Below are 17817 nucleotides of genomic sequence, written 5' to 3'. Positions count from 1 at the left end.
ACGATCGCTACGCTTTGTGAGCGCCCGGCGCAAGTACTAGGAATGTCGCCAACGATAAGTTTATGAAGTTTGCTTGTTTGCCTGGCACGTTATGGCGACCGTAAGCTTTCCCCTCTCTCGCGATGCCGCCTGAATGCTGCTTCCTGCGCTGGACAAGGCGCGGGCGCGTCGCGTCTTCTGTCTGCCCGGGGAATGCCATTCGATGAACGTGAATCAACCGGCGCTTGCGCGCGCTTTGACCATATCCATGACGCTCGCACTGAGCGCGGCGATCACGGCTTGCAGCAAATCGGAGTCCGCAACGGCCACGCGTGCGGCGGCGAAACAACCCGTCGCGGGCGGAGACCTCACCTGGGGCGTGACGACCGAACCCGCCTGCTTCGATCCGCATCGTTCATCGCAGCAGAACTCGTTCTGGGTCATCCGCAATTACATCGATTCGCTGATTTCCAAGCGCACCGACGGCACCTATGCGCCGTGGCTCGCGAAGTCGTGGACCATTGCCGCCGATGGCAAGGGCTATACCTTCACTCTGCGCGACGACGTGAAGTTCACCGACGGCACGCCCTTCAATGGCGACGCGGTGAAGGCCAACTTCGATTACATCCTGAAGAATGTCAGCACGACGTCCTCCTCGGCGTCGTTGCTCGTCGCGTTCGATCACGTCGAAGTGGTGTCGCCTTATGTCGTCAAGCTCTTGATGAAGCAGGCCGACTCCACGACGCTCGAATCGCTGTCGAGCGTGAAGCTCGGCTTCATCTCACCGAAGGCGCTCGCCGAGAACAAGGATCTGTGCAGCGGCGGTCCCGGCATCGTCGGAACAGGACCGCTCGTGTTCAAGTCGTATCAGCGCGGACAGCACGCGACGTTCGAGCGCAACCCGGATTATCAATGGGCGCCCGATAACGCCGCGCATCGCGGGCCGGCGTATCTCGATCGCGTCACTTATCGGTTCTTGCCGGAGGCGGCCGTGCGCACGGGCGCGCTGAGTTCGGGGCAGGTCGACTTGATCGAAGGCGTTCAGCCGACCGACATCGCGGTGTTCGACAAGGTGGATGGCTTCCAGTACGTGCACGGTCCGTCCGCGACGACATCGTTCACGCTGAACATCAACTACACGGTGCCGCCTGCCAACGACGTTCGCGTGCGGCGCGCGCTGCGCGACGGTTTCGACCTCGACGCCATCGTAAAGAGCGTGTATCTGGGCACGGTGCGGCGCGCGTGGTCCAACATCGGTCCCGACAATCCGGACTATGCGAAGCAGCTCGCGGGTTCGTGGGGCAACAAGATTGCCGATGCGAACCGTCTGCTCGACGAAGCCGGATGGACCGCGCGTGACAAGGACGGATTCCGCACCAAGGACGGAAAGCGACTAACGGTCGAAGTTGGATACCCACAGCCCTATGTGCGCGACAGCCGCGACGTACTCATCCGGGCAGTGCAGTCGGCGCTGCGGCAGAACATCGGCCTCGATTTGAATCTGCGCATCACGACTGCGGGCGACTTCGCCAATCAAAAGGCGACGGGCGTGTGGTTCATCTATCCGAACACGGACAACCCGTCCGATGTCGCGATGGAACTGTGGGACATGCTCGGCGACAAGGGCTTCCTGTACAGCGCGATTCCCGGTTCCGACAAGAAGATCACCGGCGATATCAATCGCGCGCGTCTGATGCCCATCGGTGACGAACGGCGCAAGCTGCTCGGCGAGATTCAGGAGCGCGCAGTCGATCAGGCGTTCATCGTGCCGCTTTTCGCGCCGGTGTATCACCTGGCGTCGAAATCGAACGTGCATGGCGTCGGGTTCGAGCCGCAGCTCGACGGCCCGGCGAGCGCCTACGACATCTGGATCGACAAGCAGGGAGCCTGAGATGCGCAAAAAAATCGGGACGCGCGTGCTGACGGGATTGCTCGTGTTATGGCTCGCAGCGTCGGTGGCCTTCGTCGCGATTCACGCGTTGCCGGGACGCATCGAAGACGTGCTGGCGGGCGATCTGGCGTATCCCGGCTTGCGCGAGGCGATCGCCGCGCAGTGGGGGCTGGATCACAGTCTGCCGTGGCAATACGGCCAATTTCTGCTGCGGCTCGCGCATGGCGACCTTGGGACGTCCTTCGTGATGCAGCAGCCGGTGCTCGACGTGCTTCGCAGCCAGCTTTGGCCGACGATGCAGCTCGCGTTGTCCGCAGGCGCGTTCGCACTGGTGCTCGCGATTCTGGTGGCGACGCTCACGGCGGGCGGCGAGGGCACGCGCGGGGCGTGGAGCGCGCTCGGTGCGCGATGCGCGTCGCTGATCGAACTCACGTTCACGTCGACACCCGTCTTTTGGCTCGGCATGTTGCTGCTGATCGCGTTCTCGTTCGAATTGCGGCTCTTTCCGGTATCGGGCGCGAACGGCTGGCGCGCGCTCGTCCTGCCCGCCGTGACGCTGGCGTTGCCGACCGCCGGGATACTCTCGCAAGTCATGCGCGAATCCATCGAAGCCGCGCTCGCGAAACCGTTCGTCACGACGATTCGCGCACGCGGCGTGTCCGAACTCGTACTGCGTGCGCGTCATGTATTGCGCCACGCGTTGCTGCCCGTCGTGACGCTCGGCGGCTGGTTGGTCGGCAGCCTGCTCGGCGGCGCGGTCATCACGGAGAAGATGTTCGGCCGGCCGGGCATCGGCAGCGTGACGCTGAATGCGGTGACCTCGCAGGATGTGCCGGTGGTGCTGGCTGTCGTGTTGCTCGCGGCGTTCGTGCATGTCGTCGTATCGACGTTGCTCGACATCGCCTATCTCTTCATCGATCCGAGGCTGCGCAGCCAATGAGTACCGTCGACCGTATCGCATTCGCCCCGCGTGCGAGTGTGCCTCTGCCCGCAGACGTGCTGATCGCCGCGGCTTTCCTCGTCGCGCTTTCTATTGCAATGGCGTTTCCGCGCATCGTGACGCCGTTCGATCCGCTCGTCAGCGATGTCGCCGCCGCACTTCAGCCACCGGGTTCGCAACACTGGTTCGGCACCGATCGCATCGGGCGCGACGTGCTTTCGCGCGTGATCTACGGCGCGCGGTATTCATTGCTGATCGGACTGGCGAGCATGATCGTGAGCCTCGCGATCGGGCTCGTCGTCGGACTCTTCGCGGGCTTGTCGAACCGTCTCGCCGATGAAGCCGCGTCGCGCGTGTTCGACGTGCTGTCGGCGTTTCCTCCGGTCTTGCTGTCGCTGTTCGTGGTGACGTTTCTCGGGCAAGGGATCGTCAATATCGCTGTAGCCGTAGGTATCGCGGGCATTCCGAAGTTCGGGCGCGTGCTGCGCTCGCAGGCGCTGGTCGTGCGCCGCGCCGATTACGTGACGCATGCCGTGAGCTTCGGTCTTTCACGCACGCAGATTTTCTTCCGGCATGTGCTGCCGAACGTGCTCGTCGCGGTGCCGGTCATCGCGACCATCGATATCGGCAGCGCGATCATCGCCGTATCGGGCCTGAGCTTTCTCGGCCTCGGTCCGCAACCGCCGACGCCCGAATGGGGCGTGATGCTCGCCGAGGGACGCGACGTGTTGCGCGTCGCGTGGTGGCCTAGCGTGTTTCCGGGCATGGCGATCACGTTGACCGTCCTGTCGTTCGCGGTCATCGGCCGCTTCCTGCAACGCAAGTTCGAGGTGCGCGCATGAAGTCGCAGGCGTGGGTTCAGGATCGGCTGCTCGTCGACATTCGCGGGCTGTCGATTGGTTTTGCGCATGCGAACGGCGGCGCGCCGCTCGTGCAAGGCGTCGATCTGACGATTCGCCCCGGCGAATGTGTCGCGCTCGTCGGCGAATCCGGCTCCGGCAAGAGCCTGACGGCGCGCAGTCTGCTCGGCCTGGCGGGTCGCGGCGCACAAATCGGTGCGCAGCGCTTCGAGATTGCCGGACGCGATGCGCTCGCGTTCACCGAGCGCGACTGGCGTGGCTTGCGCGGTCCGTTTGCCGGATTGGTGATGCAGGACGCACTCGTCTCCCTCGATCCGCTGCGCACGGTCGGCGCGGAGATTGCCGAAGTGCTTGCGCATCATCGGGTGCTGCGCTCGCGGGTGGATCGCCGTGCGCGGGTGCATGACGTGATGACCGATGTCGGCATTCCCGAACCGGCGATGCGCGCCCGGCAATACGCGCACGAACTCTCGGGCGGTTTGCGGCAACGCGCGCTGATCGCGTCGGCGATTGCGGCCGGCCCGGCGCTCGTCATCGCCGATGAACCGACGACTGCGCTCGATGTCACCGTGCAGGCGCAAGTGCTCGCGGTGCTTGCCGGGCGTCTCGCGCAGGGCGTCGGCGTTTTGCTGATCAGCCATGATCTCGCGGTGGTCGCGGGCATCGCGGATCGCGTGCTCGTCATGCACGGCGGCCATGTCGTCGATAGCGGGGCGACGCGCGACGTGCTGCACCATCCGTCGCACGATTACACGCGGCAGTTACTGGCCGCGCAGCCATCGCTGGAGTCGCGCGGGCATCGGCTGAGTTCGGCGCGCATCGCGTCGACGGCGTGCGACTCGATGCCGGCGATCGTGCGCGATCCGCTGCCGGCGCGGGCGGCTTCGTCGGATCGCGTGGTGCTCGACGTCGCGGGCATCGGCAAGACCTACAGGCGGCGCGGCGGTGCGCGCGACGAACGTTTCACCGCGCTCGATGACGTGTCGTTTCGCGTGCGCGAAGGCGAAGTGCTGGGGATCATCGGCGAATCGGGATCAGGGAAAAGCACCTGCGGAAATATCGTGCTGGGGCTGCTCGCGCCGGATCGCGGGGCCGTGCGTTTCATGGGAAGCGAATGGAATGGCGTTGGTTTCGCCGAGTCGTCGCGTCGCGCGCTGCGCGCCCGTATGCAATACATCCCGCAGGACCCTCTAAGTTCGTTCGATCCGCGGCATGCCGTGCGCGAGCTTCTCGCGGAAGGGCTGCATTCGCGGCGTCTTTCCAGGGCGGACGTGCTCGACCGCAGCGTGGAATTGCTGGAACAGGTGGGCCTTGGCGCGGCGTATCTGGATCGGCGGCCCGTGTCGCTTTCCGGCGGGCAGCGGCAGCGCGTGGCGATCGCGCGGGCGCTTGCGCCGGAGCCGGCGCTGATCGTCTGCGACGAGCCGGTTTCCGCGCTGGACGTCTACGTGCAGGCACAGGTGCTCGATCTGCTGGTGTCCGTGCAGGCGCGGCATTCGACTGCGCTGCTTTTCATCTCGCATGACCTCGATGTCGTGGGGCATCTGTGCGATCGGGTGCTCGTCTTCAAATCCGGGCGCGTTGTGGAGGAGGGCGACGTGGACACAGTGTTCGCGCATCCGAGGCACGCTTATACGCGATTGCTCAAGGCATCGGCGCCGACGTTCCGGCATCGACATGATGATAGGCTCGACGAGACGAGCGCGCTCGCGCGAGAGCCGATGCTTTGAGCGTGGACGTCACGCTGTGCGGCGGGCCGATTCGTGCGGTTCCAGCTCCCGAACTTGTCTGAAATAACGCTTCGTGTGAGTGTCTAGGCGTGTCGGCACGATGATGCACAAGGACGTTAGAACAAGCGCTGTTGCCATTAGGCTCGCACTATTGGGCCAAAGCTTGGTAGGATTCCGACAGGTCGCGACCAGCGTTACATCGCACGGCTATGAATTTGGGCTTAGTGGATCGACGGCAAGCAGAACGCTGGTCACTAGCTCAGATTCCAAAGCGGCCATTGCCACCGCGCTGGCGGCGCCGAAATCAGCGAACAGTGCTTCTCGCAAGTCCCACGAACCATAACGAAGGGGAATGCCGTGGCCAAGTGCGATCGCAATCAAGGCATGCTTTTCAGCGCAGGCCGGCGGCAGTTTCTCGGCTACACCGGCGCCGGGATGCTGGCGGCGGTGCTGCCCGGTTGCGGGCACGACGACACGCATTCGACGCCTTATCCGCAGACCATCGCGCTCGGTCAACAGATGATCCAGCAGGCAGTCAGCGATCCGTCGCAACCCGTCGCGGCGATCTCCGTCGCGATGGTCAAGGGCAATGCGATAGTGTGGCAGCAGGCGGTCGGGCTGGCATCGGTGCCGGGAAAAATCCCGGCGACGCCGCAGACGCGCTTCAATATCGGTTCGGTCAGCAAGCTGTTTCCCGCGCTGGCGGCGATGATCCTCGTGGATCGCGGGCTGATCACGCTCGATACACCCATCGTCAAATATCTGCCGACGTTCACGATGCTGTCGCCGGAATACGCGCAGATCACCACGCGTCATCTGCTGTCGCATGCGTCCGGTCTGCCAGGCACGAACGGGCGCAATCTCTTTACGTTTGAACCGGTCGCCGGTTACGCCGCCGACACGCAGGCCGAACTCGCCAACTCCCATCTGAAGCATCTGCCCGGTGAACTGGCGGTCTATTGCAACGACGGTTTCACGATGGTCGAGCAGATCGTGCTCGCCGTGACGGGCCAGAGTTTCGCGGACTTCGTCCAGTCGGCGATTCTCGCGCCGCTAAAGATGACCCACTCCAGCTATCTGACGAGCGTGCCGACCAGTGGATCGTTCTCGCTGCCGTACGTCGACGGCGTGCAGCGTCAGGAATTCGTCAATGCGTACGCGACGGGCGGACTGAGTTCGACGCCCGCCGACATGATGAATCTCGCTCAGATGATTTACGGGGGAGGCGTGTTCGAAGGGCAGCGCATCGTGTCCGCAGCGGGCATCGCGCAGATGGGCGAGGATCAGACTAAAAACTTGACGATCAACCCGTCGCCGGAATGGCGCTGGGGTCTGGGTTGGGACACGGTAGTACAGCCGGCGCTCAACGCAGCAGGCGTGCTGGGTTGGGAGAAAGACGGCGGCACTGCGTTTTATTCGACTGAGTTTTTTGTCGTACCCGGCTCGCAGTTCGCGCTGCTTGTGACTGGCAACGCCGGCTATAACGCGCGGGAAGTTGCCGAAACGCTGGTGCTGTCGGCGTTGAAGGAAGACGGCACGATCTCGTCGCTGCCGGCGAAGGTCGGCACCACGGCGCCGCCGGTCGCATCGGGGCCGGGCATCGCGAACAGCGCGGGCATCTACGGCAATTCCGATTCGCCGTATCAGGTGCTCGCCAATGCGGACAGTAGTTTGCAGATTAACCAGTGGGCCGCGAATACGCGAGGCTGGGCGGAAGTGGGCAAGTACCAGTACCGCAGCGACGGCTGGTACTGGAGCGATACCGATACGGCTTCGTATCGCTTCACAGTCGTGTCCGGCAACGACAGCGAAGGACATGCGTTCAACTATCGCTATCTGATGAAGCGTGTCGCGCCGGGCGCGGGCTATGCGTATCTGACGCTCCCGGTCGGTCAGCAACTGGCACCGCTGGCGGCGCTCGACGCCGTTTGGCAGCAACGCGTCGGCACACAATGGACGTTGACCAACGATTCGCCGAGCGCCGTGCCCATTGTCGTGCTGGGCAATCCGCCCGGGTTTTTTGCGACCCTTGCCGAGCTTCCTGGTTATGTGTTGTACGGGAACGAAGATCTTCGCTATCAACTGATCGTGCCGGTGAGCGATACGCTAGGCGGTATGTCGGTCAAAGTACCGGGCAATTTTGGACGCGACCTCTATGACATCCGTTTCGCGTCCCCCGGTGCGACGACGTTGACGATCGGCAGTTCCATTTACGCGCGGATCTAACAGTTGTAGGACGCGGAGTTGATGGCGGCCGTGCGTTCGCTACGAGGCCCTCACGCTCCCTGTCTTGCGCTGCGAGAAGCCGTTATGCCTCGGTGCGAGGTTTGACGGAGCGCATCGTGGGCCGGGTCGCGGCTTCGGAGATCGCCTCGGCATCGATGCAATCATTCCTGTGCCCTTCACGAAAGGCCGCACGTATTGCGGTGAAACCAGCCTGACAACGTGCGCCATCGTTGAGCTTGCATGCCAGCCAGTGCGAGCCCGCGCACGCTTCCATAACGATAGTTATTATCTTTGGATTACTGAATAACGAAAGCAATTGCAGGTGCGCAAGGCGCTTGCGGAACACATCATGCCCTTCGCATGCTGCGCATGAAGATGAAACACATGCTTGCCCAGATCGATACCGATAAGCGTGACCTCGTTCATGGCACTCGCTTCTACCGTGGACTGAACTGGCTGTCGTGGAACCGTCGCGGGATCGGGCTGGCCATTTCACTGTGTCGTGTTCTCGCTATATAAAAATGCCGGGTTTTGAACCGGTGGCAAGCCGATTGCTGGACGCATTCAATGGAACAGACTGAAGCTGATCGAGACGATCGTGCGGAACGGTGTGGTGCGATGAGATATACGCAAGCGGTCCATCATGAAGCGCAACGTTTCTGTCGACCGCCCCTGCGTGCGCTTATCTCAAGTCGGTTTCTGCGGACCATAATGCCGCGCGTCCTCATCCATATAACAAAGCAAACTTAGGATAGACGAAAACAGGACACTACAATTCGAGGCTCGTAACTTCGGTTCCCGCATCTCAGGGTGACGCGCACCATGGGACAAATAACAGGTTCTCCGCACTTGCAATGTTTTCACTGCCATTCGATCGGTACGTCCTGCTCGGACTGCGCCGAAGAGTCGGCGCAATGGATCCTGTGTGTCATCCCCGCGGACCAGACCACTGCACATGCGAGCGCCGTCGGCGGCAGCGCACGTACATGCGAATCCATAAGCGTTAGCGCACCGTTCATCGCAATCGTGCCGGCGTGGGCTCGCACCGGACTCGAGAATGTCGACGATCCGTGCGGACTCGTCGTCGCGCTCAGTGCGGCCCAACTAATGGAAACTGCTCGAGAGGCGCTCGGCATTGCGGGGTGTGTTATCCCGTGCTGGTTCACGGCATGGGACCCCTTCTTACGCGAAGCGGCCAACACGCTTTCTGCGTTGCACTCGGGAAGAATCCCGGATCCCCTGTGCCTCGCCGCGTTCGGCGACGTGATCGCCCTGCACCTCGCGCGCCGATATGGACGCCATGCCGATCCGCACGACACGGGTACCACTCTCAACCACGCAAAGCTAAGCGTCGTGGAACACTTCATACACGAGCACCTCTCGGAGAATATCCAGATCGAGCACCTCGCTGCGCTCGTGCACATGAGCTCGTCGCATTTCGCGCGGTCTTTCAAGAACGCGACGGGGCATGCTCCTCACTTCTACCTGACGACCGAAAGGTTGAAGCTAGCGCAATCGATGCTTTCGGAAGGGAGCCTCCCGCTCATCGACGTTGCTGCACGCGCGGGCTTCCAGACACAGCAGCATTTCACCGAAGTATTTCATCGATATGCAGGCTGCACGCCCCGCGCGTTCCGCCTTGCGCATTACCGCCCGACGGTCCGATGATGCGCGCCATTCGATCCCTGAGCGAGCAACGACCGCAGAAATCCGACACCGCAGCGCAGGAACCCGGAAGAAGCGCGCGCCTCGCGGACATAAGCTTGACCGAAGGTGCCGCACAAATTGCGCACTCCGTATGGTCGGCTGCCAGGGATTCGAACGAGAAACCCAACGATGGAGGAAGTTCTCGGACCCTCGCGCTGCGTTTTGTGGTCTCACGCTGCCGTCGTCATCGGCGGGCTGGATCTGGTCGCCCGAAGTCGGCTCAAAACGCGCGGCCGCACGGAATAGCTGCCGTTGTTCTTCGGCGTGCTGTCGATGCCGCCCTTGTCCCCGGCGCACGGAACCTGCGGAGCGCCGACCTTCGCGACAAGTTGGAAGCGCCGCTACTTTGTTGAGCGCGTCCTGCGCCCGGCGTCCACATATCGTGTTGCTTACTCTGGAAAACGCCATGACGACTATCTTCGCATCGGCCGCAAGGCTGTCGACCCTCGTGCTCGTGCTATTTGCTGGTGGCTTCGCGGCCAGCGGCGCGACCGCGCAGGATGCGCCCATCGCCGGCAAGACGACGCTCGGCGTGACCGTCACCGAAGCGCAACTGGTCGCAACGGGCTGGCGAGCATCGAAGTTGATCCACGCCGATGTCTATAACGACAAGAATGAGAAGATCGGCCGCGTCGACGACCTGATTGTCGCGCCCAATGGCTCGCTTTCGGTCGCGGTCATCGACGTGGGCGGCTTTCTCGGGATGGCGGCGCACCGTGTCGCCATCCCCATTCAGCAGTTCAAGCAGATGGCGCCGAAGGCAATTTTGGTCGGCGCAAACAAGGAGGCGCTGAAGAAACTGCCGGAGTTCGAATACGCCAAGAGCTGATATCGGCCGCGAACGCCGCCGCACGAGTCACTGACGTTTCTGGCCGCTCCGGCGGCTCATCGAAACAGGGAGCATAGCGATGCTTCTGGACCCCGAGGGAGCGGGCGCGAAGCTGAACGCCGCGCCTGCCGCCTTACAGCACGCCCCCGCACCGTTCAGGTGGGGTGCGGCCGTGACCGCATGGCAGGCATCGTTCGATAGGGCACGCTGGCCGCTGCCTCACACCCTGCATCCTCCCGCCGATCAAATACGCAATGCATTCCGCGGAACAGGACTACTCGGCAACCGGCTCGGCAACTTCAGACCAGGCAGCTTTCCGCCGCGCCTCGAGGTGATCGACGACGGCGACGCGCTGCGCATCGTCGCCGTACTGCCGGGCCTGAGCCGCCGGCGAGGCGGAGATATCCAGGATAAGGGCAGCCCATTCGCCCACATGTGAACGCACAGCGCGTGGGCAGAACCTCTAGAGGAACATCATGGCCAAATGCATCGTTTGCGGCAAACCGGCGACTACACAGATTACGATCACCGAGAACGGCCAGCGCCGTCAGTTGATGCTTTGCGACGAACATCACATGGAGTTCATGGCACGCCATCAGCGCAGCCTGTCGCCGCTCGAGTCGCTTTTCCACGGCGGGCTGTTCCAGCGCCTGTTCGACGAGGGATGGTCGCCATTCGACGATGACGGCGCGGACCTGGAGCGGGCAGGACGTTCCGCGCCTGGCCGCGCAACGGCTTCGGCCGGTCCATCCGATCAGTCCGAAGCAGCGGGCGGTCCAGACGGCAGCGGCGCCCGCCCTCGCCGGCGCAGGCGTGCGCGCGAGGCCGTCGACCTGCAAAGCTTTCTGAGCGAAAGCGGGCTCGACCGGCTGCAGGCGGCCGCGCAGAAAGCCGTCGAGTTCGGCAAGAACGAAGTCGACACGGAACATCTGCTGCTCGCGCTGCCCGATAACAACGTGGTCAGCGAAATCCTGCGAGAGTTCAAGCTCGATGCCGAAGAAATCAAACGCACCATCGAACGGGACGCGCCGCGCGGTACGGCCAAATCCGATGGCGAGGAGGTTCGAATCGGCGTTTCGCCGCGCGCAAAGAGCGCGCTCGAAAAAGCACTCGTGGCGTCGCGCGAGCTCGGCCATAGCTATGTCGGCCCGGAGCACATCCTGATTGGCCTAGTCGAGGAAGAAGACGGCTTCGCCGGCGAACTGCTACGGAAGCTCGGCCTGACGTCGCAATCGCTGCGTCAGAAAACCGTGAAGGTGGTAGGCCAGGGCGCGGAAGAAGGCAGCGTCGAAGGCCGCTCCTCCACCCCGACGCTCGACAAATACGCACGCGATCTGAGCGGACTGGCAAAGCGCGGCAAGCTCGATCCGGTGATCGGCCGCGACAAGGAAATCGAAACGACGATCGAAGTGCTCGCACGGCGCCGCAAGAACAACCCAGTGCTGATCGGCGAGCCGGGCGTCGGCAAGACGGCGATCGTCGAAGGACTGGCGCAACGCATCGCGCAGGATCAGATCCCCGAAGTGCTGCGCGGCAAGCGCGTGCTCGAACTGAACATCAACAGCGTGGTGGCGGGCGCGAAGTATCGGGGCGAATTCGAAGAGCGCGTCAAGCAGGTGCTTGACGAAATCGTCGCGAATCAGGATCGGCTCATCATTTTCATCGACGAGCTTCATACGATCGTCGGCGCGGGTCAGGGCGGCGGCGAAGGCGGGCTCGATATCGGCAACGTTTTCAAGCCGGCGCTCGCGCGCGGCGAGCTGCATCTGATCGGTGCAACCACGCTCAATGAATACCAGAAATATATCGAAAAAGATTCGGCGCTCGAACGGCGTTTCCAACCGGTGAATGTGCCCGAGCCGAGCGTCGAGGACACGATCGATATCCTGCGCGGCCTGCGCGACCGGCTCGAGGCGCATCACAAGGTGAAGATCACCGAAGAGGCGATCACGGCCGCGGCGAAGCTGTCGGATCGCTATATCGCCGCGCGCTTCCTGCCCGACAAGGCCATCGACCTGCTCGACCAGGCCGCCGCACGCGTGCGCATCTCGTCGAACTCGCGGCCCCAGGCGCTGCAGGGTATCGAGGGCACTATTCGCCGGCTGCGACAGGAGCAGGACTCGGCGAGCGCGGCCAAACAGTTCGACAAGGCGAAGGAGTTGCAGGACAAAATCACGTCCGAGCAAGCTCGCCTGAAGGAGTCGACCGACGCCTGGAAGAAGGAACGCGGCACCAGTTCGCAGGAAGTCACGGCGGAGGACATCGCGCAGATCGTGTCCTCGCTCACCGGCGTGCCGGTGTCCGAGCTAACGGCCGCGGATCGCGAAAAGCTGCTGCGTCTGGAAGACCGTTTGAGGGAACGTGTTGTCGGTCAGGAAGAAGCCGTAACGGCCGTGTCGAAAGCCGTGCGGCTTTCCCGCGCGGGATTGACGGAAGCTGGCAAGCCGATCGCCAGTTTCCTCTTTCTCGGACCGACAGGCGTTGGCAAGACGGAACTCGCGAAGGCGCTCGCCGCCGCGGTGTTCGGCGACGAGAACGCACTCGTGCGCATCGATATGAGCGAATACTCGGAACGCCATACGGTGGCCCGTCTCGTCGGCGCGCCTCCCGGCTATGTCGGTTACGAAGAGGGCGGACAGTTGACCGAGCGCGTGCGGCGTCACCCGTATAGTGTCGTGCTGCTCGACGAGATCGAGAAGGCGCATTCCGAAGTGCACAACATCCTGCTGCAGCTATTCGACGAAGGGCGTCTGACGGACGGCAAGGGACGGCTCGTGGATTTCACCAACACCATCATCATCGCCACCAGCAATATCGGCTCGCAGATGATTCAGGACAACATGAAGGCCGATTCGAAACAGCTCGACTATCCGGCGCTGCGCGACCGGCTGATGGAAATCCTGCGGCATCACTTCAAGCCGGAGTTCCTCAACCGTGTCGATGAAGTGGTGGTGTTCCATGCGCTGGGCAAGGAGCAGATCCGCCGAATCGTCGACCTGCAGCTTCAGCGCGTACAGCGCACGGCGGCGTTGCAGAATATCGAGCTGTCGTTCGACGATGCACTGCGTGATCATCTGGCCACGGTCGGCTACGATCCCGAGTTCGGCGCGCGGATGCTCAAGCGCAAGATCCGTTTGGAAGTGGAATCCGAACTCGCCGACGCGCTGTTAAGAGGCGATGTGCGCAGCGGCGATACCGTCGAAATCGGCTGGGATGCCGGCGACAAGGCAGTGCGTGTGAAGAAGCTGCAGGCGGAGGAATCGAAGACTGCTAAAGAAGCCAAGAAACCTGCTGTAGCCCCCGCCTGAGGCTTGAAAGCGACGGGTGCGACCGGCGGAGTCAACGCCGCCAGTCGTACCCGCTAGCTGTACCCGCTTACGGTGTCACTTCTCCCGCGATCACCTCGTCGCGATAGCACCAGATCCACGATTCGCCCGGTTCAATGGAACGCACTAGTGGGTGGCCGGTCGCGTGATAGTGCGCGCTTGCATGACGATTGGGTGACGAGTCGCAACACCCAACATGACCGCACGACATGCAAAGCCGCAGATGCACCCAGGAGTCGCCGAGTTTCACGCAGTCCTCGCAATAATGCTTCGTGGTCTCGAGTACGCGGATTCCATTCAGATGTGTGCAGGTGGGAGTCATGGTCACCTCCTGGTGATCAGATTGCTAAAGAGCCAAGCGGACGGCAGCTTACTTAGGTGAACACATCATGAGCTGCTAAGATAGCGGTGCACGAGCGCCACCGCCGTGGCGCCTTCGCCGACGGCGGCTGCTACACGTTTGATCGAGCCATGGCGGACATCGCCAGCGGCGAACACGCCGGGCATGCTGGTTTCCAGGTACAGCGGCTCACGATCCAGCGGCCATTGCAGCTTTTGGTCCGTGTCGTGCAGGTCAGGGCCCGTCACGAGATAGCCGGCTTCATCGCGCACCACGCCCACCTCTTTGGCCCATTCGGTCTGCGGCAGACCGCCGATGCAAACGAAGAGCCAGTTCGTCTTCACGCGTCGCGCTTGCCCGCTGCGGCGATCGGTCAGCGTAATTTCGCGTAGCACGTCGTCGCCGTGCAAGCCGGTAACGGTCGTGCAGGTCAGCACGTCGATGTTCGGCGCCGCCGAAATGCGGTCGATCAGGTACTGCGACAGTGTGCTTTTCAGCGACGTATCGCGCACCAGCATCGTGACGTGATTGCCGTACTGTGAAAAATGCATCGCGGCCTGCCCGGCCGAATTGCCGCCGCCTACGATGTACACGTGTTCGCCGCGGACCAGCGACGCCTCGCTCGCACCCGCGCCGTAGTACACACCCGCGCCGCTGAAGCGCGCCTCATCTGGCAATTCGAGCCGCCGGTATGCGACACCCGTCGCGCACACCGACGTGCGCGCCGTAATCCGTGAACCGTCTTCCAGATCGACGATACCGTTGCCCGTCGAGAATTCCGCGCGCACGCCGGCACGGGCCAGCAGGATTTCCGCGCCGAAACGGACTGCCTGATCGCGAGCCCGCTCCGCGAGCTCCGTACCGCTTACTCCATCCGGAAACCCCAGGTAGTTCTCGATCTTCGACGTGCTGCCGGCCTGCCCACCGACGGCCCAGCGCTCCACCAGCACCGTACGCAATCCCTCGGACGCACCATAGACCGCTGCGCTTAACCCCGCCGGCCCGGCGCCATAGATCGCGAGATCGTATTCCGACCGTGACGGGCTGCGGAACCAGCCGAGCTTTTCGGTAATCTGCCGGATCGTGGGACATTCCAGTCGCGTGCCGTCGTTGAATTCGCACACCGGCAGGCGGGAGTCGCCAAGATGCTGCACGTGTGCGAGCTTCGCCGCCTCTTCATCGTTGTTGAGTTCGACCCACTCGAAGGGTATATCGCAACGATGCAGGAAATCGCGGATCGCATAGCCTTCCGCAGACCGCATGCGTCCATAGATCTTGACCATGTCTGCCTCGCCAATGTATGTGTTGCAACATGAGTAGCTAACAGTCGAAGAGCGTTTGCCGGCGCTTCGATCTTTTGATGGATGACGCCGCGGCTTCATTCGAGGCTGTCACGCACCGTATCGGCCTCGGTTCGGCATTCAGGCTTAGCGGTCCCGGGACGAAACCCGGTCAACGCATTCGTAGCATTCGGTACGCCGGCCTTCGCGCGCCATGCGCAGAATCGTTCTGCTGGGTTGCACGCGATCTTGTAGCCTCGCCGCGCGATCGTGTGTCTCTGCACACGCTATCCGACGTCAGCCGGGACGCCGTCTGGGATTCATCGAACGCACGGGCCTGCGCACGTCGTCTCAATCCGGCAAGACGAACTCCGTACGCATGTCCTCGATGACACGCCTCACCTCTCGAAGATAGTCGGCTCCGCTTTCATTGAGCGCGAGCATGTCCCAGTTTCGCCCGGAGGCATCGGGCGGATGCCGCTCGGGCAGCGGCACACGGACTCGCAAATGTTGGGGAACGTCAGTTCCAAGCTGCTCGACGCGCCGTTGTGCTTCGTCGCGAATCTGTTCGGCGGTTTGAATCGATTTGGACATGGGCTTGCCCTCATGAGTGGCAAAGGTCGACACGGAGCTACGTCGTGCGAAAGACTTGCGGGGAGATCGCGCGCAGATGATTGAAGTGTAGTGCCTGTACGGATAAACGCATCTGCGCTGATGGCAAAGTAGGTGCGATGGCTAGCCGCGACGACCGTTGTGCGTGACGAAAGCGGAGTCTGTCAGTTTGTCATCTTCCTAGTTGGTTCTCATGCAACGTTGAGGCTCGACGGCCCAGCGCCGATGATCCGCTGCATGAGTGTCCTGTCATCACCTGTCGTAGGTTGCGAACGCTCGGCCGGAGACGTTGGTGAGGCTTCATCAAGCAGGTGCTGGCTCATTGCGTCGTATCAAGCGACCGGGAAAGCGTGGCATGACGGAATTCTGACGACTGGCTTTTCTTCAATGACTGGACACAAGGGCTTTTCGATGCCGCGCCGACACTCAGATATGTCAGTGAACCATCAGCCGCTAAGACAGGTTTGGGACACAAGACGCACGGTGTACCGCTTGACCGCTGCGTTTGCTCGCCTACGATCAACCGTGCGCCATAAACTCGATGCAGTTCTGCAGCAGGCCGCGTGGCCGGCAGTTGTATCGACCGATATCTTCTGCGAGCGCTTGCGCACATCGTTGTTGGATCGTGGCCCGGCCAAGATGCGGCGGCATCCATGGTCGCGTTGTCCTGAAGTGCGTCAGTTTGATCGAGTTCATGTACTTCGCGGGTGTTGATGCCTCCACGAAGGTGTGGTCAGAATCGGTGGTGGTTGCCGTCAACGTCCGCAAGCCGGGATGTTTCCGACATCTTATTGAACCGGGCCGAACCTCCGCTAAGGTCGATTCGCGTAGTCGCCTTCACAATACGGCTACCGCGTGCGTGGGCGGGTCTTGGCTCGCACGAACTAGAATGTTATTCGTGTTGCATCATTGCACTCATAGAACAACCCTGTGATCGCAGATGAATGCCTGCAACACGCCTTGTCTGCGTCCCACCCGAAATTTCTTCCGGTTAGCGCCACAGCAAGCTGACAACAGTGGGCAAGGCAATTCTGGTTAGGGAGGCGAACGTGATCCACATCGCAAATGCAGCGGGTTCGGCGACGGTGAAGGGGATCTTCACATCCCGGTTCTTCCGATATGTTGCGTCGGTTCTTGTTGACGCCATGTTAGCGATAAGCTCAGTACAGGCTCAGTCCGCTTCGTTCGACTCGTTTGCCGTCCCCCCCGGCAGCGCACCGCACGATGTCGCGCCAGAGGCTGGCGGCGCCGTCTGGTACACCGCGCAGGCACAAGGCGCAGCAGGAAGGTTGGACCCGCGCAGCGGCAAGATTGAGCAGGTCCCGCTAGGCGACGGATCGGCGCCGCACGGCGTGATCGTCGGTCCGGATGGCGCTGCATGGATTACCGACGGCGGGCTTAACGCGATCGTACGCGTCGATTCGAAGACACTCGCTGTGACGCGCTTCCCGTTGCCGAAAGACCGGCAGAACGCCAACCTGAACACGGCCGTTTTCGACAAACGCGGTCACCTGTGGTTTACCGGACAAGCGGGAATCTATGGTGAGCTCGACCCGGGAAGCGGCAGCATGCGCGTGTTCAATGCGCCGCGCGGGCCGGGCGCTTACGGAATCTGTGTCACCCCTGACGGCAGCTTGTACTTTGCTTCACTGGCCGGCAGCTACCTCGGCCGCATCGATCCGGTGAGCGGTGCCGCGCAAGTCATCGAGCCGCCAACACCCGAACAGGGAGCGCGCCGGGTATGGTCCGATTCGAAAGGACGCGTCTGGACCAGCGAATGGAGCGCAGGAAAGGTGGGGATGTTCGACCCGGCGGCGCATCGGTGGCGCGAATGGAAACTGCCTGGCTCCGATCCCCATGTATATGCGATATTCGTCGACGACAGAGACATCGTCTGGCTCAGCGAATGGAGCGCTAACGCGCTAGTTCGCTTCGATCCACGAACGGAGCGATTCGAGATGTTTGCGCTGCCGCGCCCACACGCGAACGTACGCCAGATGATGGGCCGGCCGGGAGAAGTCTGGCTGTCCGAGTCGGGGACCGACCACTTGCTGCGCTACCAATCCGGCGCAGCGGTTGTCGGCAGCAAGTGACGCC

Annotated in this window: 14 protein-coding genes and 1 pseudogene; 10 read left to right on the top strand and 5 right to left on the bottom strand. The window is 62.4% G+C overall.

Annotated features, from left to right (window positions below):
• Positions 1-133 precede the first annotated feature (133 nt).
• The 5 genes from AB6804_RS20585 to AB6804_RS20565 all read left to right on the top strand — a co-directional run bounded on the left by AB6804_RS20585 (position 134) and on the right by AB6804_RS20565 (position 7626).
• Entirely contained in the window at positions 134-1870 is a 1737-nt protein-coding gene (locus AB6804_RS20585; RefSeq protein ID WP_370888014.1) for an ABC transporter substrate-binding protein, read from the top strand.
• 1 nt (position 1871) lies between these two features.
• Positions 1872-2810: an ABC transporter permease gene (locus AB6804_RS20580; protein WP_370888013.1), complete on the top strand. Its 939-nt coding sequence runs from the start codon at positions 1872-1874 to the stop codon at positions 2808-2810.
• Positions 2807-3652, top strand: coding sequence for an ABC transporter permease (locus AB6804_RS20575; RefSeq protein WP_370888012.1), 846 nt, complete (start codon positions 2807-2809; stop codon positions 3650-3652). The genes AB6804_RS20580 and AB6804_RS20575 overlap by 4 nt, the downstream gene beginning before the upstream one ends.
• Positions 3649-5400, top strand: a complete 1752-nt coding sequence (gene nikE, locus AB6804_RS20570) for a nickel ABC transporter ATP-binding protein NikE (protein ID WP_370888011.1) — start codon at positions 3649-3651, stop codon at positions 5398-5400. Before AB6804_RS20575 ends, nikE begins: the two co-directional genes overlap by 4 nt.
• Positions 5401-5757: 357 nt before the next feature.
• Positions 5758-7626, top strand: coding sequence for a serine hydrolase domain-containing protein (locus AB6804_RS20565; RefSeq protein ID WP_370888010.1), 1869 nt, complete (start codon positions 5758-5760; stop codon positions 7624-7626).
• 88 nt (positions 7627-7714) lie between these two features.
• Here the strand turns inward: AB6804_RS20565 and AB6804_RS20560 are convergent.
• Positions 7715-7906, bottom strand: a pseudogene (locus tag AB6804_RS20560) (IS110 family transposase); the annotation flags it as partial.
• Between the two features lie 530 nt (positions 7907-8436).
• On the opposite strand from AB6804_RS20560, the gene AB6804_RS20555 reads away from it, so the two are divergent.
• The 4 genes from AB6804_RS20555 to AB6804_RS20540 all read left to right on the top strand — a co-directional run bounded on the left by AB6804_RS20555 (position 8437) and on the right by AB6804_RS20540 (position 13470).
• The gene (locus AB6804_RS20555) at positions 8437-9294 is read left to right on the top strand and encodes a helix-turn-helix domain-containing protein (RefSeq protein WP_370888009.1); all 858 of its coding nucleotides are present in this window, start codon (positions 8437-8439) and stop codon (positions 9292-9294) included.
• Between the two features lie 445 nt (positions 9295-9739).
• Positions 9740-10162: a PRC-barrel domain-containing protein gene (locus AB6804_RS20550; protein WP_370888008.1), complete on the top strand. Its 423-nt coding sequence runs from the start codon at positions 9740-9742 to the stop codon at positions 10160-10162.
• Positions 10163-10241: 79 nt separating this feature from the next.
• Complete coding sequence (locus tag AB6804_RS20545) at positions 10242-10601, top strand: hypothetical protein (protein WP_370888007.1); 360 nt, start codon at positions 10242-10244, stop codon at positions 10599-10601.
• Between the two features lie 37 nt (positions 10602-10638).
• A complete protein-coding gene (locus AB6804_RS20540) occupies positions 10639-13470 on the top strand; it encodes an ATP-dependent Clp protease ATP-binding subunit (RefSeq protein ID WP_370888006.1) in 2832 nt (943 codons plus the stop codon).
• Positions 13471-13537: 67 nt separating this feature from the next.
• On the opposite strand, the gene AB6804_RS20535 is transcribed toward AB6804_RS20540, so the two are convergent.
• The 4 genes from AB6804_RS20535 to AB6804_RS20520 form a co-directional block, all read right to left on the bottom strand.
• Entirely contained in the window at positions 13538-13810 is a 273-nt protein-coding gene (locus AB6804_RS20535; protein ID WP_370888005.1) for a UBP-type zinc finger domain-containing protein, read from the bottom strand.
• Positions 13811-13875: 65 nt separating this feature from the next.
• Entirely contained in the window at positions 13876-15111 is a 1236-nt protein-coding gene (locus AB6804_RS20530; RefSeq protein WP_370888004.1) for an NAD(P)/FAD-dependent oxidoreductase, read from the bottom strand.
• A gap of 95 nt (positions 15112-15206) precedes the next feature.
• Positions 15207-15392 (bottom strand): DUF6566 family protein, encoded by a 186-nt coding sequence (locus AB6804_RS20525; RefSeq protein ID WP_370888003.1) that lies wholly within the window; start codon positions 15390-15392, stop codon positions 15207-15209.
• Between the two features lie 67 nt (positions 15393-15459).
• The gene (locus AB6804_RS20520) at positions 15460-15735 is read right to left on the bottom strand and encodes a hypothetical protein (protein WP_370888002.1); all 276 of its coding nucleotides are present in this window, start codon (positions 15733-15735) and stop codon (positions 15460-15462) included.
• Positions 15736-16865: 1130 nt separating this feature from the next.
• On the opposite strand from AB6804_RS20520, the gene AB6804_RS20515 reads away from it, so the two are divergent.
• Positions 16866-17813, top strand: a complete 948-nt coding sequence (locus AB6804_RS20515; protein WP_370888132.1) for a lyase — start codon at positions 16866-16868, stop codon at positions 17811-17813.
• Positions 17814-17817 lie beyond the last annotated feature (4 nt).

This window comes from Caballeronia sp. RCC_10 (assembly GCF_041360715.1).
Classification (GTDB): domain Bacteria; phylum Pseudomonadota; class Gammaproteobacteria; order Burkholderiales; family Burkholderiaceae; genus Caballeronia; species Caballeronia grimmiae.
This window is presented reverse-complemented; position numbering and strand designations above follow the sequence as displayed.